This is a genomic window from Amorphoplanes friuliensis DSM 7358 (assembly GCF_000494755.1).
Taxonomy (GTDB): domain Bacteria; phylum Actinomycetota; class Actinomycetes; order Mycobacteriales; family Micromonosporaceae; genus Actinoplanes; species Actinoplanes friuliensis.
This window is the reverse complement of sequence record NC_022657.1, coordinates 6308533-6331872: the sequence shown is the minus strand read 5'-3', so window position 1 is coordinate 6331872 and position 23340 is coordinate 6308533. Positions and strand designations below refer to the sequence as shown.

The following is a 23340-nucleotide window of genomic DNA, read 5'->3' as shown; positions in this document are numbered from 1 at the left end:
CTCGTCCGAACCAGCCGCCGTGTTCAGCCGATCTGAACGAGGCGCCAGTTGTTGTCGGCGCTGCCGTTGTCGGACTCCTGGACGACCTGGGCGCCCCACGTGCTGGAGGCGTTCAGGATGGCCAGGACCTTGCCGCTGTTGACGTTGCGGATCCGGTAGGACCCGTCGCTGTTGGCGACCAGGGTCCAGCGGTGGTCGGCGGTGCCGGTGTCACCCCACTGCAGGACGCGGGCGTTGTCGGCGGTCGACATGTTCTCCACGCCGAGGACCTTGCCGCTGTTGACGTTGCGGAACCGGACGGCGTTGCCGTCGGTGATCCGGACCCAGTTGTGGTCGGCGGTGCCGGTGTCACCCCAGCCGACGGCCAGGCCGCCGTCGGCGGTGGACATGTTCTGCACGCCGACAACCAGCCCGGTACCGACGTTGACCAGCTTGTAGGTGCCGCTGGTGGAAGTGCCGCCGGTGTTCCAGTAGACGGTGTAGTTGAAGTTCTGGGCGTCGTGGAACGGGCCGAGGTTCACCGTGGTGCCGTTCGCGGTCGCGGTGAACGCCAGGCTGCTGGTGCTGGTCCGGGCGATCGACGAGACGGTCAGCGACGGCAGCGCGGACAGGGCGGTGTTGCCGTAGTTGCCGCACAGCACCGCCGGCCCGTACGTGATGGCCTGGACAGCTGCGTTGTCGTTGGCCGCCTTCATGACCACACGCATCGGCAGCCGTACCGTGATGGTGTCGCCGGCGGCCCAGGTCCGGGTGACGGTGGCATAGCTGCCCGGGGTTGCGCTGACGTTCTGCACGGCGCCGTTGACGCTGATCACCGGATTAGCGGTCCAGGACGGGATGCGCAACCGGATGCCCCACGAGCCGCTCATCGTGCCGGACAGCGTCAGAGTGGTGGTGTCGCTGACCGGGTACGTGGTGGACTGGGTGACCGTGATCCCGCGCTGGCTCCAGCTGAGCACCGAAGGCACGTACAGGTTCACCGTCAGCGTGGTGCCGGCGTAGAAGTAGATCGAGTCCACCAGCTTGGTGTTGGTCTCGATGCCGGTGCCCTGGCAGCACCAGAAGCTGTTGTAGTCGGTGGACCAGGTGCCACCACCCCAGGCCGGGCCGACGCCGCGCCGCCCGCCCGGCTTCAGCGGGGTGAAGTACGTGATGTGGCCGTGGCTGTCGGCCGGGTTCTGGGCGCCGATCAGGTGGTTGAGCAGCGCCCGCTCGTAGTAGTCGAAGTAGTCGGCGCGGTTCGGGTCGAGCAGCCACAGCTCACGGGTCAGCTTGAGCATGTTGTAGGTGTTGCAGTGCTCGCAGGTGTCATTGGTGAGGTAGCCGGCGATCGCGTTGGGCGCCTTGAAGTGCTCGGCCTGGCTGTTCCCGCCGATGGCGTACGTGTGAGCGCCCGTGACCATGTTCCAGGCGTTGCCGGCGATGTCGCGGTAGCGGGTCGTGCCGGTGGCCTTGTACTCGCGGGCCGCCCCGACCACCTTCGGCAGCAGGGTGTTGGCGTGCTTGCCGTTGAGCTGGTCCTGGTTGGCGGCGAGCGGGTCGAAGACCGAGGCGTGGTCGAAGCGCTTGGCCACGGTCAGCCACCGGGAGTCGCCGGTCATCTGGTGGATGTCGGTGAGCACCTCGTTCATGCCGCCGAACTCGGTCTGCAGGACGACCTGCATCTGGTTGTAGCTCAGCCGGCCGGTGCGCCAGTCGACCCAGCCGGCGAAGTTCAGCAGCACGTCCTTGGCCTGGGTGTTGCCGATCAACCGCCAGACGTCGAGCAGCCCGGCCAGGGTCTTGTGGATGCAGTAGTACGACACGGCGACCGGCGTGCCCGCCTCGACGGCGCTGATGTCGGACTCGGGGAAGCCCGACAGGTACCCGGTGTTGAAGCCGGCGGCGCCGTTGTTCGCCTGGCACTTGGCCAGTTCGGCGACCATGGTGTTGGCCTTGTCACGGCAGGTGGTGTCGCCGAGCACGGCGTACGCCTGGGCCCAGGCGGTCAGGAAGTGGCCCTGCATGTGGCTGCGGAACGGGAAGTTCGGCGCGTCCCAGCCGCCGTTGGCCGCGGCCCCGTTGGTGGACAGCCGGTGGTTGGCGCGGAACACGTAGAGCAGGCGGTTGACGTCGACGAACCGCAGGTAGTTCAGCGTGCGGTTCTCGTTGTCCTGGAAACGGCCCGCGGTCAGGCGTACCTGGCCCAGGTCGAACGGGTACGCCGACACCCCGATGTCCGCCCGGGCGGGCGGGAGCACCGCCGCGGCGGCCGGGTTGGTCAGGAAGTCGGCGGTGCTGCCGACGGCGGAGGCCATCGCGCCGGCGCCGGCGATCTGCAGCAGTTGACGGCGGTTGAGGGGCGAGGGGGACATGGGCAGACTCCAGCGGGGGATGTGAACGGTAACAACGGTGTTTCGCATGTTACGGCCTGGCTACCGGCGACGTCGACCAAATGATCAATCCATATCGACTTACACATAGACGCAAACGGATGACAGGAAAGTGTTACGAGTGGTTCTTCCGAGAGGTCGCCAAAACGAGCTCCATTCTCCTACTTGAATGTCTTGAAACATTCTGGCAATCTCGGGAACGGAGTTGTTAACGTTAACAGCCGAAAGGTCGGCCGATGCACGGACGAAGAAGATGGATCCTCGGCGCGGCCCTCGCCGCCATTCTCACGCTGGCCGGCACGTTCACGCAGACCGCCGCCGCTCAGGCGGAGTCCAACGGCGGCGTCCGGGTCATGCCCTTGGGCGACTCGATCACCGAAGGGACCCAGGTGCCCGGTGGCTACCGCATCGGTCTCTGGCAACGGCTGTCCGGCGCCGGCTACCGGGTCGACTTCGTCGGCACCCAGTTCAACGGTCCGGCCGCACTCGGCGACCACGACCACCAAGGCCTGCCAGGGTGGCGCATCGACCAGATCGACGCCAACATCACCGGGTGGCTGGGATCGGCCCGGCCCCGCACCGTGCTGCTGCACATCGGAACCAACGACATCCTGCAGAACTACAACGTGTCGTCGGCGCCGAACCGCCTCTCCACCCTGATCGACCACATCGTGGCGGCCGCACCCGCCGCGGACGTGTTCGTGGCGACGATCATCCCCCTGGCCTCGGCCGGGCAGGAAGCGGCCGCCCGCACCTTCAACGCCGCCGTCCCGGGCATCGTGCAGAGCAAGGTCGCCGGCGGCAAGCGGGTGCACCTGGTCGACATGCACGCCGCCCTGACCACCGCGGACCTGATCGACGGTGTCCACCCCACCGCCACCGGCTACGACAAGATGGCCGCTACCTGGTACACCGCACTGCGGTCGGTGTCCGGCAGCATCGGGGACACCACCGGCACCCCGGCGGCCGGAGCCCTGGTCGGTGCCGCCTCCGGACGCTGCCTGGACGTGCCGGGCAGCAGCACCACCAACGGCACCCAGCCGGTCATCTGGGACTGCAACGGCGCCACCAATCAGAAGTGGACGGCCGCCGGTCAGGCCCTGCAGGCGCTGGGCAAGTGCCTCGACTCACCGACCGGCGCCACCGCCGGCACGAAGGTGCAGCTCTGGGACTGCTCCGGCGCGACGAACCAGCGCTGGAACCGCAACACCAACGGAACGATCAGCAACGTCGCGTCCGGCCTGTGCCTGGACGTCAACGGCAACGCCACCGCCGCCGGCAGCCCGGTCATCCTCTGGACCTGCACCGCTGCCGCCAACCAAGTCTGGACAGGTCGATAAACCATGAGACGTCTCAGGACCATGCTCGCCGCCGGACTGCTGCTGCTGTCGGGCACCGCCTTCGTGGCGACCGGCGCCTCGCCGGCGCAAGCGCTGGACAACGGGGTCAGCCGTACGCCGCCGATGGGCTGGAACAGCTGGAACACCTTCTTCTGCAACATCAACGAGTCGCTGATCCGCGGCATGGCCGACACCATGGTCAGCTCCGGCATGCGCGACGCGGGCTACCAGTACGTGGTCGTCGACGACTGCTGGATGAACCCCAACCGGGACTCGAGCGGCAACCTGCAGGCCGATCCGACCCGGTTCCCCAGCGGCATGAAGGCCCTCGGCGACTACATCCACGCCCGGGGACTGAAGTTCGGGATCTACCAGGCGCCGCTGGACAAGACCTGTGCGCAGTACTTCGGCTCGTACCCGGGCGCGACCGGCAGTCAGGGCCGCGAGGCCCAGGACGCCCGGTCGTTCGCGGCCTGGGGCGTCGACTACCTGAAGTACGACTGGTGCTCGCCCAGCGGCAGCATCAACGACCAGGTGACCACCTTCGCGAAGATGCGGGACGCGCTGGCCGCCACCGGCCGGCCGATCCTCTACAGCATCAACTCCAACAGCATCCACTCCAAGACCGGTCCCCAGCGCAACTGGGGCGATGTGGCGAACATCTGGCGCACCACCGAGGACATCCAGCTGGTCTGGAACACCGACCAGGTCAACGACTACCCGATGGGCGTTCAGAACATCATCAACGTGAACGTGCCGCTGGCCGGGTACGCAAAACCGGGTGGCTTCAACGACCCGGACATGATGGAGGTCGGGCGGGGCACGCTGACCGACACCGAGCAGCGTTCGCACTTTGCCATGTGGGCGGTCATGGCCGCGCCGCTGATCGCCGGTAACGACCTGCGAAACATGAGCGCCGCCACCCAGACCATCCTGAAGAACCCCCGGCTGATCGCGATCAACCAGGACAGCCTCGGCCTGCAGGGGGTCCAGGTCGCGGGCGACTCCAACCAGCGGGTGCTGGCCAAGCGACTGGCCAACGGCGACGTCGCGGTGGCCCTGTTCAACCAGAGCGGCGCCACCCGGACCATCTCCACCACCGCCGCCGCGATCGGCAAGAGCGGAAGCTCCTTCTCCCTGGCCGAGGCCTGGAACGGCGGCACGACGACCACCAGCGGCGCGATCAGCGCGAGCGTGCCCGCGCACGGCACGGTCGTCTACCGGGTCAGCGGCGGTCAGACCGGTGAACCGCCGGTGCCCACATCGACCAGCCTGGTCGGCACGCAGTCCGGTCGCTGCCTGGACCTGCCCAACAGCAGCACCACCAACGGCACCCAGCCGGTCATCTGGGACTGCAACGGCGCCACCAACCAGAAGTGGACGGTCTCCGGCCAGACCCTGCAGGCGCTGGGCAAGTGCCTCGACGCCCCGGTCGGCGCCACCGCCGGAGCGAAGGCGCAGATCTGGGACTGCAACGGCGGTACCAACCAGCAGTGGACGTTCCAGTCCAACGGCACGGTCCGCAGCAACCAGTCCGGGCTCTGCCTCGACGTCAACAACAACCAGACCGCCAACGGGACCCTGACCCTGCTCTGGACCTGCACCGGCGCCGCCAACCAGCAGTGGACCCGCAGATGACCCGTCCTCCTCGCACGCTCGCCGTGCTGGCCGTGTCGTCGCTGCTGGCGGCGCTGGGAGTCGTCGCCGGGTTCGCGGCGCCGGCCCAGGCCGCCACCGCGATCACCGTCAACGGCGCGTCGGGCGGCCGGACCTTCGACGGCGTCGGCGCGGTCAGCGGTGGCGGCGGCAACAGCCGCCTCCTGATCGACTACCCCGAGCCGCAACGCAGCCAGATCCTCGACTACCTGTTCCGCCCCGGGTACGGCGCGGCGCTGCAGACCCTCAAGGTCGAGATCGGCGGCGACACCAACTCGACCAGCGGCGCCGAGCCCAGCCACGCGCACTTCCGCGGTGATCTCGACTGCAACCGCGGGTACCAGTGGTGGATCATGGAGGAGGCCAAACGCCGCAACCCCGCCATCCAGCTGATCGGGCTGCCGTGGGGTGCACCCGGCTGGATCGGCAACGGCACCTTCCTCTCCGGCGATCTGAGCGGATACCTGCTGTCCTGGCTGGGCTGTGCGCGGCAGCACAACCTCACGATCGATTACCTGGTACCCGCGCAGAACGAACGCCAATGGAACGCCGGCACCACGATCGCCGTCCGCAACGCGCTCGACGCCAACGGCTACGGCAACGTCAAGATTGAGGTCGCCGAGGACTGGACGTACTCGCCGGCCGACCAGTTTGCGGCCAACCCGGCCCTGCGCGACGCCGTCGACGCGATCGGCGTGCACTACTCCTGCGGGTACCTGACGGACCAGAAGACCTGCACGTCCTCGGCCACCGCCATCAACTCCGGCAAGGCGCTGTGGTCCAGCGAGAACGGATCGCAGGACTACAACGGCGGTGCCAAGCCGCTCGCCCGGGGCATCAACCGCACGTACCTCGACGCCAAGATGACCGGTTACCAGAACTGGGACCTGGTCGCCTCGACCACCCCGAACAACCTGTGGCCGACGGTGGGCCTCGTGCTGGCCAACCAACCGTGGTCAGGGTTCTACTCGGTGGGCAAGGACGTCTGGTCCATCGCGCACACCACGCAGTTCACCGAACCGGGCTGGAAGTACCTGGACTCCTCCAGCGGCTACATCGCCGGGAACCGCAACAACGGCAGCTACATCACCATGAGGTCGCCGGACAGCGCGGACTACAGCATGATCATCGAGGCCATGGACGCGTCCGGCGCCCAGACCCTCGATCTCAGCGTCACCGGCGGGCTGTCCACGGGAGCGGTCCACGTGTGGGCCAGCAACCTCAACTCCAGCAATCCGGCCGACCACTTCACGCGCCAGGCGGACATCACCCCGTCCGGCGGCCGGTACTCCCTGACCGTCCAGCCGGGATACCAGTACACGATCACCACCACGACAGGGCAGGGCAAAGGCACCGCGACCGGACCGGGGCAGGGCACGCTCGCGCTGCCCCATACCGACAACTTCGACAGCTACCCCGCCGGGCGCGAAGCGAAGTACCTGATGGACATGCAGGGTGCGTTCGAGACGGTCGCGTGTGGTGGCGGCCGGACCGGGATGTGCGTACGCCAGGCCAGCACCCAGGCGCCGATCACCTGGAAGGCACTCAGTGACCCGTACGCGGAACTGGGCAGCACGACGTGGACCAACTACACGGTCCAGGCCGACGTCATGCTCGAACGTTCGGGGTACGCCGAACTTCTGGGCCGTGTCGGCGGGCAGGAGCTGATGAACCCGGGCGCACTGAACGCCTACCACCTGCGGGTCAGCGACACCGGAGCCTGGTCCGTGCTGCGCACCAACACCTCCGCCCAGACGACGACGCTGCGCAGTGGCAGTACCGCCGCACTGGGTACCGGCCGCTGGCACAGCGTCGCCCTCGGGTTCTCCGGCAGCACCATCACCGCCACCGTCGACGGTGCGGTGGTCGGCACGGTCGCCGACTCCACCCTGGGCTCGGGTCTCGCGGGCATCGGCACCAGCCAGGGTCAGACGGCGCAGTTCGACAACCTGAACATCGCCGCCGGCGCGGGCGGTGGCACCTCGCCGGTCCTGCGCAACGTCAACGCGAACCGGTGCCTGGACGTGCCGAACGCCTCGCAGGCCAACGGCACGCAACTCGCGCTGTGGGACTGCAACGCCGGCGCCAACCAGCAGTGGACGGCGACCGCTGCGGGCCAGCTCCAGGTGTACGGCACCAAGTGCCTGGACGCGGGCGCCGGGACCTCGGGCACCAGGGCGGTCATCGCGGCCTGCACGGGCGCCGCCGGTCAGCAGTGGAGGCTCAACGCCGACGACAGCGTCACCAGCGCACAGTCCGGCCTGTGCCTCGACGCGAGCGGCGCCGGAACAGCCAACGGAACCGCGGTCATCCTGTGGACCTGCACGAACGGCACCAACCAGAAATGGAGGCGAAGCTGATCCGCCGAAGCCGGACGACGCCGTAGCTGTCAGCGTGCGTCCGGCAGGCCGGCGCCGTTCTGCCGGGCGTGGGCGGCGTAGCGGCGGGGCGGCATGCCCATGATGCGCTTGAACGCGGTGGTGAACGCGTGCTCCGATTCGTAGCCCAGGGAGCCGGCGATGCGGGCGACGGTGTCGTCGCCCGCCTGGAGCCGGTCCGCGGCGAGCATCATCCGCCAGCGGGTCAGGTAGGCGATCGGGGTCTCGCCGGCGCGTTCACGGAAGCGCTCGGCGAAGGTCGAGCGGGACATGCCCGCGAGCGTGGCGAGTTCCCGGACGGTCCAGGAGCGGGCCGGTTCGTCATGCATCGCGGCCAGTGCGGCGTGCATCCGGGGGTCGGCGAGCGCGGCGAACCAGCCGACGTCGTCGTGGGCGGGCGCGGCCAGATAGAGGCGCAGGGCCTGAACCAGCATCATGTGCGCGAGCTGCTGCGCCATCAGGGCCGAGCCGGGTCGCGGCTCGCGGAACTCCTCCATCATCAACTCGATCGACCAGCGCAGCCGGGCCCGGTCGTCGGAGGTCATGACCAGCATCAGCGGCGGCAGGTTCTGCAGCAGCAGTTCGACGTGCGGGCTGCCGGCCTCGAAGCGGGTGCCGACCAGATAGACGTCACCGCCACCGTTGTAGGTGATGACCTCACCGCTGCGGTCGGGATCGAGCACCGTGGAGGCGCGCGCCGGCACGACGTCCGGTGAGCTGCCGATGACGGCGACGCGACCGGTGGGCAGCACAAAACAGGAGCCTTCCGGGACCAGCACCGGCGCTTCGCCGTCCACCGTCAGCCAGCAGGAACCCTCGACGACCGCGTAGCACTTGATCCGGCCGGCCAGGTCGTCGAGCCCCAGCGCCCAGTCGCCGCCGGCGTCGAATCCCGCCGTGATGTAGCTGCGCGGCTTCAGCAGCGCCAGCACCTCGCTCAGCGGATCCATCGGCGGCCTCCGGACGATCACGAACAAAAGACGGATTTCCGAGCATAGGTCGTCCGGGTCGGTGCTCTTAAGTTGGGATCATGACAACGATCGGATTCATCGGCAGCGGACGGATCGGTGGCGCACTGGCGCACCTGGCCGTCGCCGCCGGACACGACATCGTGCTGAGCAACAGCCGTGGACAGCAGAGCCTGCAGGAGACGGTGGCACTACTGGGATCCCGGGCCCGCGCGGCGACACCGGCTGAGGCCGCGGCCGCCGGCGACGTGGTCGTCGTGACCATCCCCGTCCGGGCGTACCGGCAGGTGCCGGTCGACCGGCTGCGCGGCCGGATCGTCATCGACACGCTCAACTACGACCCGGAACGCCAGGGCGCCGTCCCGGAGATCGAGGCGAGCGGCACCCCGCCCCACCTGCTGTTGCAGGCGCACCTGCCCGACGCGCAGGTGGTCAAGGCGTTCAGCACCGTGTTCTTCAAGCACCTGCCGCAGCTCACCCGCCCGCCCGGCGCGCCCGACCGCAGCGCCGTACCCATCGCGGGCGACCACCCGACGGCCAAGACTGCGGTCGCCGCGCTGATCGACTCACTCGGCTTCGACGCCTACGACGCCGGACCCCTCGCCGAGAGCCGCCGGTTCGCACCCGGCACCCCGGCACAACTCGCGTACCTCGATCCGGACGGCATGTTCGCCGCCCCCGCCCGGCCCGCCTCCGCCGCCGACCTGGCCGCGCTCCTCGACAAGGCGAACCGACCATGATGGCAGCGGTGGTGACCGCGTACGGCACGACTCCGCGGTACCTGGAGTTTCCCGAGCCGCAGCTGGCCGGCGAGCACGAGATCGTGGTCGAGGTCCTGGCCGCCGGTCTGCATCCCCGGGTACGCATGCAGGCCGGCGGTTCGCACTACACCAGTACCGGCACCGACCTGCCGCTCGTGCCCGGCATCGACGGCGTGGGACGTGACGCCGACGGCCGGCTCTGGTACTTCATGTCACTGGGCGGCAGGTACGGCTCGATGGCCGAACGCGCGGTCATCGACAAGCGCCGCAGCGTTGTGCTGCCCGCCCACACCGACCCGGTGACCATGGCCGCGACGCTGAACTGCGTGATCGCCTCCTCGCTGGCGCTCACCGAGCGGGTCACACTGCGGCCCGGCCAGAACGTGCTGGTCCTCGGCGCCACCGGCGGCACCGGGCGCATGGCGGTGCAGGTCGCCCGCCGGCTCGGGGCCGGCCAGGTCACCGCCGTCGGCCGCGACGCCGCCCGCCTGACCGCCCTCCCCGGCGCCACCTCCACCGCTCTGACCGGCGACCCGGACACGATCGCCCGCGTCGGCGCCGGGACCGACATCGTGCTCGACTTCCTCTGGGGAGAACCGGCCGCCGCGACGATGGCGGCGCTGATCGCCGGGCGCACCGACCCGATACGCCCCCTCACCTGGGTGAATCTCGGCGAGATGGCCGGACCCCGGGCAACACTTCCGGCCGGCGCGCTGCGCTCCACGCAGCTCCAGATCATCGGCAGCGGCCAGGGCTCCCTGACCGGTGCCACCATGGCGGCCGCAATTCCCGCCGTGGCGGCCGCGATCGCCGAGGGGACCTACGCGGTGGAGCCCGATCCCTTCCCGCTGCACGACGTCGAGCGGGCCTGGTCACTCCCGCCGGACAGCAGCCGGCGCATCGTCCTCAGCCCCGTCTGACCGGGCGTACACGAGGCCGTGCTGCTCGATGCGGTCAGGCCGGGTCGGCGTACGTGCCCGGACTCGACGCGGTGGCCCGGAATTCCTCGGGCCGGTCGTTGCTCGCGGCGGTGAGGGCGTTGCGCACGCCCTCGGCGTCGAGGTCGGCGAGGTAGACAGGGCTTCCCGGCTGCTGACGCCATGACTCGTCCAGGCCGCCGGCGTCGACAGCGTCGAAGCCGAGTTCCTGGACGAGCGCCGACACCTTGGCCTTGGCGGCGGAGTCGTCACCGGCGACGGGCAGGGCGATGCGCTCCGGTGCCCCGGCCGGTCGGCCGAGTTCCTGCAGGTGCTGAGCCAGGATGCTGTTGAACGCCTTGACCATCGGGCGGCCGAGGTGACGCTCGACCCATCGGGTTTCCGGTGTGCCCGTCTCGAGGGCGTCGATCCGTCCGTCCCGCTGCCGGGGGTAATAGTTGCCGGTGTCGACGAAGGCTGCTCCGGCTGCCGCTCCGTCCAGCACGCCGGCCGGTAGATCGAGGATGTTCTTCTGCGGGATCGTGACGATGACGATGTCCGCACCCTCGGCCGCCTCGGTCACCGGCGCGGCGTGCGCCCCGGTCTCGGCCGCGAGGTCACGCAGCGTTTCGGGGCCGCGTGAGTTGGCGATGGTCACTTCGTGCCCTACGGCTGTCAGCCTGCGCGTGAGCGCACTGCCGATGTTGCCCGCACCGATGATGCCGACCTTCATGATGCCTCCTTGTCGTGGCGCGTACCGATCGATCCTCAGGCGAGTGTTATCTTTTTACAACCAGGTACCTTTAAGTAACTACCTTCGACCAGGGAACTCCATGGCCACACTCGCGCAGCCGAAGTCCGGCATCACCGTGTTCGACGTCTACGCGGCGACCTGCCCCTCGCGCGCTCTGCTCGATCTGGTCACCAGCAGATGGGCAGTCCTCGTCATCGGTGCCCTGGAAGAACATCCCCAGCGGTTCGGGGCCCTGCGCCGCCGCCTGGAAGGGGTCAGCCAGAAAGTGCTGACCGAGAAGCTGCGCGACCTCGAGGCCGAGGGCCTGATCAGTCGCACCGTTGTCGACCGGCCTCTCGCCGTCTATTACGAGCTGACCCCGATCGGCCGCACCCTGGTGCAGCCCCTGGCGGCTCTGCGTGACTGGGCTCAGACGCATTGCGACGGCCACCAGGCGGATTGACGGGCGGATCAGCGTCCCAGCCAGCCACCGTCCACGGGCAGGGTGGTGCCGGAGACGTAGTCGGAGGCGGCGGAGCTGAGGAAGACCGCCGCCCCGGCGATGTCCTGGCCGTTGCCCCAGCGCCCGGCCGGGATCCGTTCCAGGATCGAGCGGGAGCGGTCCGGGTCCGCGCGCAGCGCCGCGGTGTTGTCGGTGGCGATGTAGCCGGGTGCGATGGCGTTGACGTTCACGCCCCGGCCGGCCCATTCGTTGGCCAGGGCGCGGGTGAGCCCGGCGATGCCGGACTTCGCGGCGGTGTAGCCCGGGACGTTGATGCCGCCCTGGAAGCTGAGCAGGCTCGCCGTGAAGATGATTTTGCCGTGTCCGCGTTCCAGCATCGGGGCGGCGACCAGCTGGGTGAGGGCGAACTGGTTCGACAGGTCGACCTCGATGACCCGGTCCCACCACGACAACGGGTGCTGCGCGGCGGGGGAGCGCTCGATCGTGCCCGCGTTGTTGATCAGGATGTCGGGCGCCCGTCCGGCGAGTTCGGCGCCCAGTGCGAGGACGGCCTCCCGGTCGGCGAAGTCCGCCTGGTACGCCTCGAAGGTGCGGCCGTGGCCCCGTACCGTGGTGGCGATCTTGTCGTCGGGCCGGAGTTGGGCGCTGACGCCGATGATGTCGGCCCCGGCGGCGGCGAGAGCCTCCGCCATCGCGAAGCCGATGCCGCGGCGGGCGCCGGTGACGACCGCGAGCCGGCCGCTGAGATCGAACAGCCCGGTCATGCCTGGTCCTGCCCGGCCACGTCGACCAGAATCTTCATGGCCCGGCCGGCTGACAGGTCGGCGATGGCGTCACCGGTCCGATCGAGCGGGACAACGTCGGTGATCAGTTCGGACACAGGTATGGCTCCCAGGCTCAGTAGTGAGATCGCGCGTTCGAAGTCGGACCGTTGGTAGACCCGGGCCCCGAGCACTCGCAGCTCCCGCCAGAACAGGCGCTGCAGGTCGACCTCGCGGGGAGCGGCATGGATGGCGACGATGACGATCGTGCCGCGGACCCGGGCCAGGCCGGTTGCCGAGCGGACGGCTGCCGCCGCTCCGGACACCTCGAAGACCACGTCCGCGCCGACGCCGCCGGTCCAGCGTTCGACCTCGGCGCCGAGGTCGGTCCCGGCCGGGTCCGACACCGTGAATCCGAGGCCGGCGATGCGGTCGCGGCGGGACTCGTCGATCTCGGCGATCAGGACGTCGGCGCCCGCCTGGCGGGCCACGCAGGCGATCAGGACGCCGATGGGGCCGCCGCCCAGAACGACGGCGCGGTCACCGACCTGCAGCCCGGACCGGCGCACGTCGTGGACGGCCACGGCCACGGGCTCGACCAGGGCCGCCGTCCTCAAATCGAGCTCAGCGGGGAGCCGGACCGCGATCGACGCGGGCACGTTCCAGCGTTGCTGCAGCGCGCCGGGTGAGTCGATGCCCACGAAGGTGAGGTTCTGGCAGATGTGCTGGTGGCCGGCCAGGCAGGCGGCGCAGGTGCCGTCCCAGATCAGCGGCATGACGGTCAGCGGGTCGCCGACCTCCCAGTCACTGACGCCGGGACCGACGGCGGCCACGGTGCCCGAGGCCTCGTGGCCGAACACCAGGGGAGTCCGCACCCGGGCGTCCATGTTGCCGTGCGCGATGTGCAGGTCGGTCCCGCAAAGACCGCAGTAGGCGACAGCGATCTGCAACTCCCCGGGTCCGGGTGGCTCGACCTGCACCGACACCGTCCTGAGTTGCCCCGCACCTTCGTAAGCCGCGCCCTTGGTCACCGAAATCTCCTTCGCGCCCGGGTGCCGAAGCACCCTTGCAAACATCATACGTATGCCCTTATATTTCGGGCCGATGAACGTGTCGTCAATAAGGAAGATCAGAAAAAGGACAACACCATGGTCCGTTTCAGGCCTGTCCCGAATCTCCGCGCTCTTCTGACGGCGGCCGGTAGCGCCGCAGCACTCACCCTTGCTCTCGCCGGTTGTGGAGGCGGTGGTGGCGGTGACTCCACCGCCGGTTCCTACGGATTCCCCCAGGTGGCCCAGGACGACAAAGCGGCCATCACGGTGTGGGTGGATGCCGACCGCACCAAGGCCGCCGACGCCTTCAAGAAGGCCAATCCCGGCGTGCCCATCCAGGTCGTGACCTACGACGGCTCCGCCAACGGGTCCAACTCCTTCCGGACCAAGATGCAGCTCTTCGATCGCGCCCAGAGCGGCTGGCCCGACGTCGTGTTCTCGACCCAGAACAACGACGCGGCCTGGGCCAGCCAGAAGAGCAACGGCAAGCAGGCCTTCGCCGCCGTGCTCGATGGTGGTCTCGTCGCCAAGGACACGCTCGACAAGTTCACCCCGGGCTCGCTCAACCCGTGCACGGTCGACGGCAAGGTCTACTGCCTGCGCAACGACCTGGCCCAGGCGGTGCTCTGGTACAACAAGTCCCTGCTGGACCAGTTCGGCTACTCCGTGCCGACCACCTGGCAGGAATACCAGGCGCTGGGCGAGAAGGTCGCCCAGGAACACCCCGGATACATCGTCGGCACGGTCGGCGACGCGTGGACGCCGGAGGTCTTCTTCTGGGCCAGCAAGTGTGAGGCCAACGGCATCACCGGCCCCAAGACGGTCACCGTCAACACGGGTACGCCGCAGTGCCGGCGGGCCGCCGCCATGCTCGACACGCTGATCAAGAACGGCACCACACCGAACATCAGCGTCTTCACACCCGAGTTCGTCAAGAAGTACACCGGCAAGGTTCTGCTGATGCCCGGGCCCGCCTGGTACGCCGGAGCCATCTTCAACAATCCGGAATCCCTCAAGGTTCCGGGCGGCCAGCTCGGCGTGGCGCCCCCACCGGCGTGGCAGGGCGAGGACGCGGTCACCGGTAACGTCGGCGGCGGCACCTGGTTCGTCAGCAGCCACTCCAAGAACCTCAAGGCCGCGGAGAGCTTCGTGCGGTTCGCCACGACGGCCGACGACTACCAGGTCGCGGTCGCTCCGGGTTACCCGGCGTACGCCCCGGCCGCGGAGAAGTGGGTGACCAAGCAGGAGGCGAGCAAGTACTACGCCACCAGCCTGCAGCCCGTCGTCACCGCCGGTACGGCCATCTGGCCCGGCTGGGGTTCCGGCATCTTCAGCCAGGAAGCCGTCTGGGCCAAGACGATGACCCCGGCGATCGCCGACGGCAAGAGCCTCGTCGCGCTGCTGCCCGAGTGGCAGACGGCGATCAAGAATCAGGCGCAGGTCGACGGATACACGGTCAAGTGACCGTCATCGACAATGCTGCCGGGGCGGCGGCTGTGGCGACCGGGCGGTCGCCCGGCCGTCCGGCCCGCCGCCCCGGCAGCGCGATGAGCTACGGCTTCGTCTCGATCTACGCGTTCCTCGCGCTCGTGTTCGGGATCCTGCCCGCCGTCTACGCGCTGTACCTGGCCTTCACCGACGCCGAGGGCGGCTTCGCCGGACTGGCCAACTTCACCAAGGTGATCGGCGACTTCCGGTTCTGGCCCGCGGCGACGCACGTCGCGCTCTACCTGGTCATCTGGCTGGTCGCCCTGGTGGTGCTGGTGACCCTGCTGGCGGTCATCGTGCACGCGATCAGGGTGCGGTGGCTCAGCCGTACGCTGCGGTTCGTCTTCTATCTGCCGGGTGCCCTGGCGGGTGCCTCGAGCGTGCTGCTGTGGCTGTTCGTGCTCGACCCGACGGCCAGCCCGGTCAGTGGACTGCTGCGGTTGCTGGGTTTCGACAGCTTCGTGCAGGTCATCGTCCCGGGCAATCTGCCGGTGGTCTTCGCGATCATCGCGTTCTGGACCGGCGCCGGCGGGTGGATCGTGATCATGTACGGCGCCCTCAACAACATCAGCGCCGAGGTGATCGAGGCCGCGCGGGTGGACGGCGCGAACGCGGTGCAGATCGCCTGGCGCATCCAGCTGCCGATGCTGCGCAAGTGGATCTCGTACATGGGCATCATGTCGCTCGCGGCCGGCACGCAGCTGTTCGTCGAGCCGCAGCTGCTCTCGCAGGCCAGCAACGCGGTCGTGCCCAACGACTACTCGCTCAACCAGCTCGCCTACCAGTACGCGTTCCAGCAGAACGACTTCAACGGAGCAGCGGCGATCTCGTTGCTGCTGCTCGTCATCGCCCTCGCGCTCTCAGCCGTCTTCGTGACGCGCGGCGGCCTGTTCGAGCGGGACTGATCTCATGACCACTACACAGTCCGCGCCGTCCGCGGCGCGCCGGCCCGGTCTCAGCGGCTGGAGCGGTCGCACGATCGTCGCGGTCGTGGTGACGGTCTTCGTGCTGTTCTTCGCCATCCCGATCGTCTGGCTGCTGCTGGCCACCACGAAGACGGCGCGGGGCCTGATCACCAGTAATCCGTTCGCTCCCGGCAGCGCCGGCGGTCTGTCGACCAACTGGAGTCAGCTCTTCGGTTTCCAGGACGGGGCTGTCACCACCTGGATGACCAATTCGGCGCTCTACGCCATCGGCGCCCTGATCATCACGCTGGTCGCCAGCATCCCGGCCGGGTATGCCCTGGCTCTGACCGAGTTCCGGTTCCGGCGGGTGCTGCTGGTGCTGACGCTGGTCGTGATGCTGATCCCGAACACCGCCCTGGTTCTGCCGATCTTCCTGGAACTCAACGTGGTCGGCCTGATCGGGAGCCCGCTGTCGGTGATCCTGCCGATGTCGTTCTTCCCCTTCGGGGTCTACCTGACCTACATCTACTTCTCCACCAGCATCCCGCGGGACCTGCTCGCCGCGGCCCGCATCGACGGCTGCCGGGAGTTCCAGGTCTTCACCAAGATCGCCCTGCCGCTGGCCGCTCCGATCGTGGCGCTGGTGGCGTTCTTCAGCTTCGTCCAGAACTGGAACAACTTCTTCCTGCCGTTCGTCATGCTGCCCTCCAGCGACGGATATCCCGTCCAGGTGGGACTGACGTCCCTGCTCGCCTCGACACCCGCGTTCAACCCCAGCTCCGCCGGTGCCCAGTCCGTCCAGCTGCCGACACTGGCCCTGGCGACCGTCGTCTCCGTGCTACCGGTGCTCCTCGTCTTCGTCGTGTCCCAGCGTTTCCTGGTCGCGGGCATGACCGCGGGCGGAACGAAGGAGTGAGCCACATTTCTGCCATCAAGGAGCCATCATGAAGGTCACCGGTTATCGCAGCCTGTTGACGAAGCACGACTGGGGCCGGCTGACCGGGGATGCCAACGGCGTGATGCCCGAGCCGCTGACCGACGTCCACGTGCTCATCCTCGAGACCGATGAGGGGCTGGAGGGAATCGGGCTCGGCGCCCACGGCGACATCGACCGGGTCTTCGGCGCCGTCGAGGGCGAGGACCCCCGGGCCGTGACCGCCCTGTACGACCGCATGCTGGCCTGGGTGTTCAAGACCGGCCACGCCGGGGCCACCTTCGGGGCGATCGGCGCGATCGACATGGCGCTCTGGGACCTCAAGGCCAAAGTGGCGGGTGAGCCGCTCTGGCGCACGCTCGGCGCGCTGGACCGCTTCGTCCCCGGGTACGCCTCCGGGCTAGACATCTCGCTCGACGACGACGCCCTGGTCGCCCTGTACGAGGGCTTCGCCGACCGGGGTTTCGGCGCCGCGAAGCTCAAGGGCGGACACGATGTCACCCACGACCTGCGCCGGCTCGTAGCGGTCAGGGACGTCCTGCAGCGCAACACGAGCCACCCGGCGCTGATGCTGGACGCCAACGAGTCCTGGAACCGTACCCAGGCCGTACGGTTCATCGAGGAGCTCGAACGCACCGTCGACCTGGCCTGGATCGAGGAACCGGTGCGCCGCTGGGACGCCGCCGGTCTCGCCTCGGTGCGCCAGCACATCCGTGCCGCCGTGGCGACCGGCGAGAACCTCACCGGGCTCGAGCAGTTCAGGCCGCTGCTGGACGCCGACGCCGTCGACATCGTCCAGGTCGGCAACGTCTGGGGTATCACGAACTTCCTCCGTGTCGCTGCCGTCGCGCACAGCTACGATCTGCCGGTGAGCCCGGTCGCCTATCACGCCAACCCGGTCGCGCACGCCGCCGCCGCGATCCCCAACCACCTGTCGTTCGAGGTCCAGCACCTCACGGCGCCGATCGGGCTGACGATCGACCAGGAGATCCAGGACGGCGGCATCGTCCTGGGCGACGAGCCGGGCCTGGGTGTCCGCGTCGACGAGAAACACATCGAGGCGGTCCGCGCCGCCAACCCCGTCGCCCGGCTGGCCGGGCCGCACGTGCGCCCGCCGCGGGCCGGGCTCAGCCTGGTCCCGGACCTCGGACCGGTCGACGCCTCCGGAGAGACCCCGGCGCGATGGGCACGGGCATGAGCGGGCGCGCACCGGAACGGCACGCCCTCGTCGTCGGCGTCCGGCCGGAGCACCGCGAGCGCTACCTGGAGCTGCACCGCGCTGTCTGGCCGCAGGTCGAGCAGACGCTGAGGGAAGCCAACGTCACGAACTACTCGATCTTCATCGTGGGCGACACCCTGTTCGCCTACTACGAGTACGTGGGCGACGACCACGACGCCGACCTGGCGCGGGTGGCCGAGGACCCGGTCAGCCGGGAGTGGTGGACCCACACCGATCCCTGCCAGACACGGATCGCCGAGGAGCGGATACCCGGCGCCCTGTGGCAGCCCATCGACGAGATCTGGCACTTGTCATGATCGACGCTCACGTCCATCTGTGGAACCGTTCCACCGATCCGCAGCCGTGGATCGATCCTGTGTCGATGGCCGCGATCGATCGTGACTTCGCCGCCGTTGACCTCGAGCAGATGCTCGCGGAAACCGGCGCCGGCGCGGCTGTGGTGGTCCAGGCCACCAACAGCCTCGCTGAGACCCGGCGACTGCTGGCCGGTGCCGGTCCGGGCGCGGCCGGCGTGGTCGGCTGGATCGACCTCACCGCGGACGCCGGCGCGCAGCTCGACTCCCTCGGCGCCGACGGCTCGCAGCGCCTGGTCGGTATCCGGCACCTGGTGCACGTCGATCCCGATCCCGGCTGGCTCGGCCGGCCCGGCATCGACGCGGCCCTGGACGTCCTCGGCGCCCGGGGACTCTGCTTCGACCTGGTCCTGCGCCCGTGGCAGCTGTCACTGGCCGCAACCGTCGCGGACGCCCATCCCGCTACGCGATTTGTGCTCGACCATCTCGGTGGTGTCGCCGACAGCACCGACGACGCCGGCTGGGAGAGCGGGCTTCGTGCCCTGGCCCAGCGCCCGAACGTCTCCGCGAAGATCTCCGGGCTGGCCGCCCTGGTGGCCGATCCGGTCCGCCTGCGTCGCGTGACCGGCGTGGCGATCGAGGCTTTCGGACCGAACCGGCTCATGTACGGGTCGGACTGGCCCCTGGTGCGACTGACCTCCGGCTCAGCGGCGTGGCGGACGGCCGTCGACGAGCTGATCGCCGACCTGAACGCGGGGGAGCGCACCGCGATCCTGTCCGGAACCGCCTCGGACTGCTACGGGCTCGCCCGATGAACCCCGCGGTGGCAAAACTGCTGGACCGGGGCCGTTCGCCGTACGGTGTCCTCGGGCTCGGCGGCGCACCGCTGGGCAACTTCGCCACGGCGATGAGCGACGAGGAAGCCGGCCGTACTGTCGCCCGCGCGTGGGAGCGCGGCATCCGCTACTTCGACACCGCTCCGCACTACGGCCTCGGGTTGTCCGAGCGTCGTCTCGGCGCCGCGCTACGGGACCGGCCGCGCTCCGAGTTCGTCGTGTCGACCAAGGTCGGCCGGCTGATCGTTCCCCGCCACCCGCCGCGTACCTGGGACGACGACGGCTTTGTGGTCCCCGGTGACCTTGCGCGACGCTGGGATTTCTCGCCCGAGGGTGTCGAGCGTTCGCTGTCCGAGAGCCTCGACCGGCTCGGGCTCGACGCGGTCGACATCCTCTTCGCGCACGACCCCGACCAGGCCTGGGACGGTGCGGCCCGGGAGGCGCTCGCGTCGCTGGCCCGGCTGCGGGCCGCGGGTGTCGTGTCGGCGATCGGCATCGGCACGAACTCGACCGACGGCCTGGCCCCACTGATCAGCGAGGGCCTGGTCGACGTGATCATGCTGGCCAACAGGTACTCGCTGCTCGATCAGGAGGCCCTCGAGACCGTGCTCGCGCCGGCCCACGCCGCGGGCGTCGCCGTCGTCGCCGTGGGAATCTTCGGCACCGGCCTGCTCGCGTCCACCACGCCCGCGCCCGGCGCCACCTACGACTACCGACCCGCCGACACCGCCGTGCGAGAACGCGCCGGGCGCATCGCCTCGATCTGCGCGGACCACGGTGTTGAACTGCCCGCCGCGGCGCTGGCCTTCCCGCTGCTGCATCCGGCCGTCGCCGCGGTGGCCGTCGGTATGCGCTCGCCCTCCGAGGTCGACGAGAACGTGCGCCGGACCGGCGTCGACATCCCGGCCGGTCTGTGGCGCGACCTCGTCTCGGCCGGGCTTATTCCGGCGGGTTCTTCTGCACCGGAGCAGCCAGACGGCGCCGATTCCACGAGCTGACGATGTGGTCACGCATGGCCCGCTCGGCGCCCTCGACGTCGCCACGGGCGATCGCCTCGACCACTCGGCCGTGCTCCTCCAGCGTGGACTCGAAAGCACCCTCGTACCGGATGCCCTGATACCTGTTGCTCTCCAGCGCGCGCCGGTACAGGCGCTTCGCGATGTTCTCGGCCAGGCGGTTCCGCGAGATCTCCATGACGGTGTAGTGGAAAACCACGTCCTCCTGGCGGAAGGCGTCGCTCTCGTGTTCCATCTCGCGCATCGCCTCGAACACATGCTCGATGCGGGCCAGTTCGTCCTTGGTGTGCTGAGCGGCAACCGCGCCGGCCATGGCCGACTCGAGGTTGCCCCGCACCACGGTCAGCTCGTCGAGGATGCCCAGCGACTCATCGTTGTCGATCATCGCCGACAGGACGATCGGATCCAGCATGTTCCACATCCCGGAGCGGGCGACCTGGGTGCCGCGCCCCTGCGCGACCACCAGCAGGCCCTTCTCCTCGAGCCGCTTGACCGACTCGCGCAGCACGGTGCGGCTGACCCCGAAGTGATCGCTGAGCGGACCCTCCGGAGGCAGCATGGTGCCCTCGGGAATCTCCCCGGTCACGATGAGCTCGACAAGTTCGTGCGTCACCGCCACCCCGAGCCGCTCGGAACGGCGGCGCGGCGGAAAGGCGAACTTGTCGGACCCGGCTGTCATGAGGGCAATATACGTCGTATCTTTCGGCGCCCGGTGTCACTCCGGTCCTTAGGCTGGGGGCATGAAGATCCTGTCCATCCAGTCGGCGGTCGCCTACGGCCACGTGGGTAATTCCGCGGCCGTCTTCCCGCTCCAGCGCATCGGTGTCGAGGTCATCCCGGTACCCACGGTCAACTTCTCCAATCACACCGGGTACGGCGCCTGGCGAGGCCCACTCATCCCGCCGCCGGACGTGGCCGAGATCATCCTCGGTGTGGAGGAGCGTGGTGTGTTCCCGCAGATCGACGCGGTGCTGTCCGGGTACCAGGGTGGGGTCGGCATCGGCGACGTCATCGTCGACGCCGTACGCCGGGTGAAAGCGGCGAACCCTTCAGCGCTCTACGCGTGCGACCCGGTCATGGGTAACGCCAAGTCCGGCTGTTTTGTCGCCCCCGAGATTCCCGACCTGCTCCGGGACCGGGTCGTGCCGGTGGCCGACATCATCACGCCGAACCAGTTCGAGCTGGGCTATCTGACCGGCACCGAGCCGGCGAGCATCGAGTCGACCCTCGCCTCGGCCGACCTCGCCCGTGCCGCTGGTCCCTCGACCGTGCTGGTCACCAGCGTGGAGCGACCGGACCGGGAGGAAGGCACGATCGAGATGCTCGTCGTCGACCCCACCGGCGCCTGGCTCGTGACCACCCCGCACCTGCCGTTCAAGGCGAACGGGTCCGGTGACGTCACGGCCGCCCTGTTCACCGCCCACTACGTGGCGAGCAGGAACGCGGCGGTGTCGCTGGAGCGGACCGCCTCGAGCATCTTCGACCTGATCGACACCACCTACCGGTCCGGCGAACGGGAACTGCAGCTGGTGCAGGCCCAGGAGTTCTACGCCACGCCGCGCCTGCAGTTCAGCGCCCGGCAGGTGCGCTGAAAAAGCGTCGTGGCCCCCGGCGGATGCCGGGGGCCACGCGTGTGGTTCTGGGTCAGTTGTTGCCGGCGGAGTTGCACTTCACGGACTGGTCGATGCAGTTGCGGACCCGGGCGGCCTGGGCGGCGGGCTGCCAGGCGTTCATGAAGTCGCCGTGCATCGACGACGCCATTCCGGAGGCCAGGGTGAAGCCGGCCGGGGTGCCGTGGACGGGGTAGTCGATGACGAAGGACAGCGACGGGATCGTCACCGGGAATCGGCCGCTGGCGCAGGTGCCGTCCGGGCCGGTGGGTCCGACGTGGTCCTTGTGGTTGGGGCTGTCGAGGTGCACGCCGTCCCAGCAGTCGGGGAAGACGAGCTGGTAGGTCAGGTTGGCGGTCTGGGCGCAGATCGGCCAGTTGCCGTCGGTGCTGCGGCCGGTCTGGCCGCCGGGGCCGGCGCACCAGAACTGGTTGCCGCTGCTGGGGACCTGGAGTTTGGCGTCACCGGCGATCATCCGGAAGCCGGGCGGGAACGGCTGGGTCTTGCTCGGGTCCTGCAGGCGTGAGCCGTAGTAGACGGTGACGCCGGCCGGGTCGATGACCGTGCCGTTCTGCAGCAGCGAGGGGATCCAGTACGCGGAGAGGTCCTCGGCCGGGGCGCAGGTGGTCACGGTGTGCCCGAGCAGGGACTGGTTGGTCGAGTTCGCGTTGGTGCTGGTGTTGCCGAAGAACGTGTGTGCGTGCGACGCGCCGGCCATCCCGGGGAAGATGATCGGGTCGTCGTTGAGGTGGTGGCTGACCGTGCAGCCGGCGTTGAACTCCGGCACCCGCACCACGGGGCCGGTGATCGGCCGGGGTGTGAGGGCGAAGAACGCCGCCGTGTCGGCTGCCTGCTGTGCCGCGTTCACGGTGGGCCAGCCGGGCCCGGATGTTCCGGTGGGAGCCGGGGTGGTGGGGGTGGTGCCGCCGCCCGAGGTGACCGAGAACCAGTTCAGGTTGGCGAAGTTGCCCGCCTGCGAGCTGGCCAGGGTGAGGAAGACGGTCTGCGCGCCGGTCGGGTGCGTGTTGGCCACCGCGGTCGAGGTCCTCCAGGTCTGCCAGCCGCCGGTCGAGGTCACCGGGATGCTGGCCAGCACGGTTCCGGTCGCCGATCCGGTACGGACCTGGATGCTGCCGGTGGTGCCGCTGTCGGACGCCACCCGCGCGCCGAGCGTGATCGCCCCGGACGCGCCGAGGTCCACGTTGTCGTACCGCAGCCAGTCGCCGTTGGCCAGGTAGCCGACGTTCTGCCCGCCGCCGGTGTCGGCGGTCGTTTCCAGCTGGGCTCCGGACTGGGCGGCGTACGACTCGGCCTGGACGGTGACGGTGGTGGCCGCCGAGGCGGACCCCGAGGCGGCGGCGAGGCCACCGGTCACGAGGGCGCCGGTGATCGCCACACCGAGAGCGGCACGGCGTACGGTGCGGCCCCGTCCGGCGGGCGCGGGTTGCGCTGGTGGGTGCTGGGGGGATCTCACGAGGCTGCTCCTTGGGGGATCGGGGATGTGTCGGAGCTGTTGCAGAAGTTGAGCGCCATCGGGGGAAGCGCTTCCTATGCGGCTCACTGTGAACTGTCTGTTAACGACTGTCAATGCCTGGTGTCGGCCGGGGAAGCGCTTCC

21 protein-coding genes are annotated in these 23340 nt (G+C 69.2%); 14 read left to right on the top strand and 7 right to left on the bottom strand.

What is annotated here, in order from left to right; translation table 11 throughout:
- Nucleotides 1-23 precede the first annotated feature (23 nt).
- A complete protein-coding gene (locus tag AFR_RS29295; protein ID WP_023560433.1) occupies nt 24-2354 on the bottom strand; it encodes a beta-L-arabinofuranosidase domain-containing protein in 2331 nt (776 codons plus the stop codon).
- A 254-nt stretch (nt 2355-2608) separates the two neighbouring features.
- Between AFR_RS29295 and AFR_RS29290 the strand changes: the two genes are divergently transcribed.
- From AFR_RS29290 to AFR_RS29280, 3 genes are read left to right on the top strand one after another with little or no spacing between them, the layout of a single operon-like run.
- Nucleotides 2609-3712: a ricin-type beta-trefoil lectin domain protein gene (locus AFR_RS29290; protein WP_023560432.1), complete on the top strand. Its 1104-nt coding sequence runs from the start codon at nt 2609-2611 to the stop codon at nt 3710-3712.
- A gap of 21 nt (nt 3713-3733) precedes the next feature.
- On the top strand, nt 3734-5350 hold the full coding sequence (locus AFR_RS29285; protein ID WP_023560431.1) for a glycoside hydrolase family 27 protein: 1617 nt from the start codon (nt 3734-3736) through the stop codon (nt 5348-5350).
- A complete protein-coding gene (locus tag AFR_RS29280; protein WP_084298456.1) occupies nt 5347-7728 on the top strand; it encodes a ricin-type beta-trefoil lectin domain protein in 2382 nt (793 codons plus the stop codon). The genes AFR_RS29285 and AFR_RS29280 overlap by 4 nt, the downstream gene beginning before the upstream one ends.
- 29 nt (nt 7729-7757) lie before the next feature.
- Here the strand turns inward: AFR_RS29280 and AFR_RS29275 are convergent, their stop codons facing one another.
- Nucleotides 7758-8696: an AraC family transcriptional regulator gene (locus AFR_RS29275; protein ID WP_023560429.1), complete on the bottom strand. Its 939-nt coding sequence runs from the start codon at nt 8694-8696 to the stop codon at nt 7758-7760.
- Nucleotides 8697-8776: 80 nt separating this feature from the next.
- Between AFR_RS29275 and AFR_RS29270 the strand changes: the two genes are divergently transcribed.
- Nucleotides 8777-9454 (top strand): NADPH-dependent F420 reductase, encoded by a 678-nt coding sequence (locus tag AFR_RS29270; RefSeq protein ID WP_023560428.1) that lies wholly within the window; start codon nt 8777-8779, stop codon nt 9452-9454.
- Nucleotides 9451-10395 (top strand): quinone oxidoreductase family protein, encoded by a 945-nt coding sequence (locus AFR_RS29265; protein WP_023560427.1) that lies wholly within the window; start codon nt 9451-9453, stop codon nt 10393-10395. The genes AFR_RS29270 and AFR_RS29265 overlap by 4 nt, the downstream gene beginning before the upstream one ends.
- A gap of 34 nt (nt 10396-10429) precedes the next feature.
- Here the strand turns inward: AFR_RS29265 and AFR_RS29260 are convergent, their stop codons facing one another.
- Complete coding sequence (locus AFR_RS29260; protein WP_023560426.1) at nt 10430-11125, bottom strand: NADPH-dependent F420 reductase; 696 nt, start codon at nt 11123-11125, stop codon at nt 10430-10432.
- Between the two features lie 100 nt (nt 11126-11225).
- Here AFR_RS29260 and AFR_RS29255 point away from each other — a divergent pair, with 100 nt between their 5' ends.
- Nucleotides 11226-11588, top strand: a complete 363-nt coding sequence (locus tag AFR_RS29255) for a winged helix-turn-helix transcriptional regulator (protein ID WP_023560425.1) — start codon at nt 11226-11228, stop codon at nt 11586-11588.
- Between the two features lie 8 nt (nt 11589-11596).
- Here the strand turns inward: AFR_RS29255 and AFR_RS29250 are convergent, their stop codons facing one another.
- Nucleotides 11597-12352 (bottom strand): SDR family oxidoreductase, encoded by a 756-nt coding sequence (locus AFR_RS29250; RefSeq protein WP_023560424.1) that lies wholly within the window; start codon nt 12350-12352, stop codon nt 11597-11599.
- A complete protein-coding gene (locus AFR_RS29245; RefSeq protein WP_023560423.1) occupies nt 12349-13380 on the bottom strand; it encodes a zinc-dependent alcohol dehydrogenase in 1032 nt (343 codons plus the stop codon). The genes AFR_RS29250 and AFR_RS29245 overlap by 4 nt, the downstream gene beginning before the upstream one ends.
- 117 nt (nt 13381-13497) lie before the next feature.
- Here AFR_RS29245 and AFR_RS29240 point away from each other — a divergent pair, with 117 nt between their 5' ends.
- Genes AFR_RS29240 through AFR_RS29210 form a run of 7 tightly spaced genes read left to right on the top strand, consistent with a single transcriptional unit; the run spans nt 13498 to nt 20095 of the window.
- On the top strand, nt 13498-14865 hold the full coding sequence (locus tag AFR_RS29240; protein ID WP_041841228.1) for an ABC transporter substrate-binding protein: 1368 nt from the start codon (nt 13498-13500) through the stop codon (nt 14863-14865).
- A complete protein-coding gene (locus tag AFR_RS29235) occupies nt 14862-15794 on the top strand; it encodes a carbohydrate ABC transporter permease (RefSeq protein WP_023560421.1) in 933 nt (310 codons plus the stop codon). The genes AFR_RS29240 and AFR_RS29235 overlap by 4 nt, the downstream gene beginning before the upstream one ends.
- Nucleotides 15795-15798: 4 nt before the next feature.
- A complete protein-coding gene (locus AFR_RS29230; protein ID WP_023560420.1) occupies nt 15799-16710 on the top strand; it encodes a carbohydrate ABC transporter permease in 912 nt (303 codons plus the stop codon).
- Between the two features lie 28 nt (nt 16711-16738).
- Nucleotides 16739-17926: a mandelate racemase/muconate lactonizing enzyme family protein gene (locus AFR_RS29225; RefSeq protein ID WP_023560419.1), complete on the top strand. Its 1188-nt coding sequence runs from the start codon at nt 16739-16741 to the stop codon at nt 17924-17926.
- On the top strand, nt 17923-18264 hold the full coding sequence (locus AFR_RS29220) for an L-rhamnose mutarotase (protein ID WP_041842878.1): 342 nt from the start codon (nt 17923-17925) through the stop codon (nt 18262-18264). Before AFR_RS29225 ends, AFR_RS29220 begins: the two co-directional genes overlap by 4 nt.
- Nucleotides 18261-19076 (top strand): amidohydrolase family protein, encoded by an 816-nt coding sequence (locus AFR_RS29215; RefSeq protein ID WP_023560417.1) that lies wholly within the window; start codon nt 18261-18263, stop codon nt 19074-19076. Before AFR_RS29220 ends, AFR_RS29215 begins: the two co-directional genes overlap by 4 nt.
- A gap of 8 nt (nt 19077-19084) precedes the next feature.
- Nucleotides 19085-20095 carry an aldo/keto reductase gene (locus AFR_RS29210; protein ID WP_023560416.1) on the top strand — a complete coding sequence of 337 codons (1011 nt, stop codon included), beginning with the start codon at nt 19085-19087 and terminating at the stop codon, nt 20093-20095.
- Here AFR_RS29210 and AFR_RS29205 read toward each other — a convergent pair.
- The gene (locus AFR_RS29205) at nt 20037-20792 is read right to left on the bottom strand and encodes a FadR/GntR family transcriptional regulator (protein ID WP_023560415.1); all 756 of its coding nucleotides are present in this window, start codon (nt 20790-20792) and stop codon (nt 20037-20039) included. The genes AFR_RS29210 and AFR_RS29205 overlap by 59 nt on opposite strands.
- 61 nt (nt 20793-20853) lie before the next feature.
- On the opposite strand from AFR_RS29205, the gene pdxY reads away from it, so the two are divergent.
- Nucleotides 20854-21705, top strand: coding sequence for a pyridoxal kinase PdxY (gene pdxY, locus AFR_RS29200; protein WP_023560414.1), 852 nt, complete (start codon nt 20854-20856; stop codon nt 21703-21705).
- Between the two features lie 52 nt (nt 21706-21757).
- Here pdxY and AFR_RS29195 read toward each other — a convergent pair whose 3' ends face one another.
- Nucleotides 21758-23197 (bottom strand): DUF1996 domain-containing protein, encoded by a 1440-nt coding sequence (locus AFR_RS29195; RefSeq protein WP_238547150.1) that lies wholly within the window; start codon nt 23195-23197, stop codon nt 21758-21760.
- Nucleotides 23198-23340: the final 143 nt, after the last annotated feature.

Excerpts from the sequence above, each read along its gene's own strand:
- AFR_RS29280 (WP_084298456.1), top strand. The coding sequence starts at position 5,347 with ATGACCCGTCCTCCTCGCACGCTCGCCGTGCTGGCCGTGTCGTCGCTG.
- pdxY (WP_023560414.1), top strand. The coding sequence starts at position 20,854 with ATGAAGATCCTGTCCATCCAGTCGGCGGTCGCCTACGGCCACGTGGGT.
- AFR_RS29265 (WP_023560427.1), top strand. The coding sequence starts at position 9,451 with ATGATGGCAGCGGTGGTGACCGCGTACGGCACGACTCCGCGGTACCTG.
- AFR_RS29230 (WP_023560420.1), top strand. The coding sequence starts at position 15,799 with ATGACCACTACACAGTCCGCGCCGTCCGCGGCGCGCCGGCCCGGTCTC.
- AFR_RS29270 (WP_023560428.1), top strand. The coding sequence starts at position 8,777 with ATGACAACGATCGGATTCATCGGCAGCGGACGGATCGGTGGCGCACTG.
- AFR_RS29220 (WP_041842878.1), top strand. The coding sequence starts at position 17,923 with ATGAGCGGGCGCGCACCGGAACGGCACGCCCTCGTCGTCGGCGTCCGG.
- AFR_RS29285 (WP_023560431.1), top strand. The coding sequence starts at position 3,734 with ATGCTCGCCGCCGGACTGCTGCTGCTGTCGGGCACCGCCTTCGTGGCG.
- AFR_RS29240 (WP_041841228.1), top strand. The coding sequence starts at position 13,498 with ATGGTCCGTTTCAGGCCTGTCCCGAATCTCCGCGCTCTTCTGACGGCG.
- AFR_RS29250 (WP_023560424.1), bottom strand. The coding sequence starts at position 12,352 with ATGACCGGGCTGTTCGATCTCAGCGGCCGGCTCGCGGTCGTCACCGGC.
- AFR_RS29225 (WP_023560419.1), top strand. The coding sequence starts at position 16,739 with ATGAAGGTCACCGGTTATCGCAGCCTGTTGACGAAGCACGACTGGGGC.
- AFR_RS29295 (WP_023560433.1), bottom strand. The coding sequence starts at position 2,354 with ATGTCCCCCTCGCCCCTCAACCGCCGTCAACTGCTGCAGATCGCCGGC.
- AFR_RS29260 (WP_023560426.1), bottom strand. The coding sequence starts at position 11,125 with ATGAAGGTCGGCATCATCGGTGCGGGCAACATCGGCAGTGCGCTCACG.
- AFR_RS29255 (WP_023560425.1), top strand. The coding sequence starts at position 11,226 with ATGGCCACACTCGCGCAGCCGAAGTCCGGCATCACCGTGTTCGACGTC.
- AFR_RS29215 (WP_023560417.1), top strand. The coding sequence starts at position 18,261 with ATGATCGACGCTCACGTCCATCTGTGGAACCGTTCCACCGATCCGCAG.
- AFR_RS29275 (WP_023560429.1), bottom strand. The coding sequence starts at position 8,696 with ATGGATCCGCTGAGCGAGGTGCTGGCGCTGCTGAAGCCGCGCAGCTAC.
- AFR_RS29290 (WP_023560432.1), top strand. The coding sequence starts at position 2,609 with ATGCACGGACGAAGAAGATGGATCCTCGGCGCGGCCCTCGCCGCCATT.
- AFR_RS29205 (WP_023560415.1), bottom strand. The coding sequence starts at position 20,792 with ATGACAGCCGGGTCCGACAAGTTCGCCTTTCCGCCGCGCCGCCGTTCC.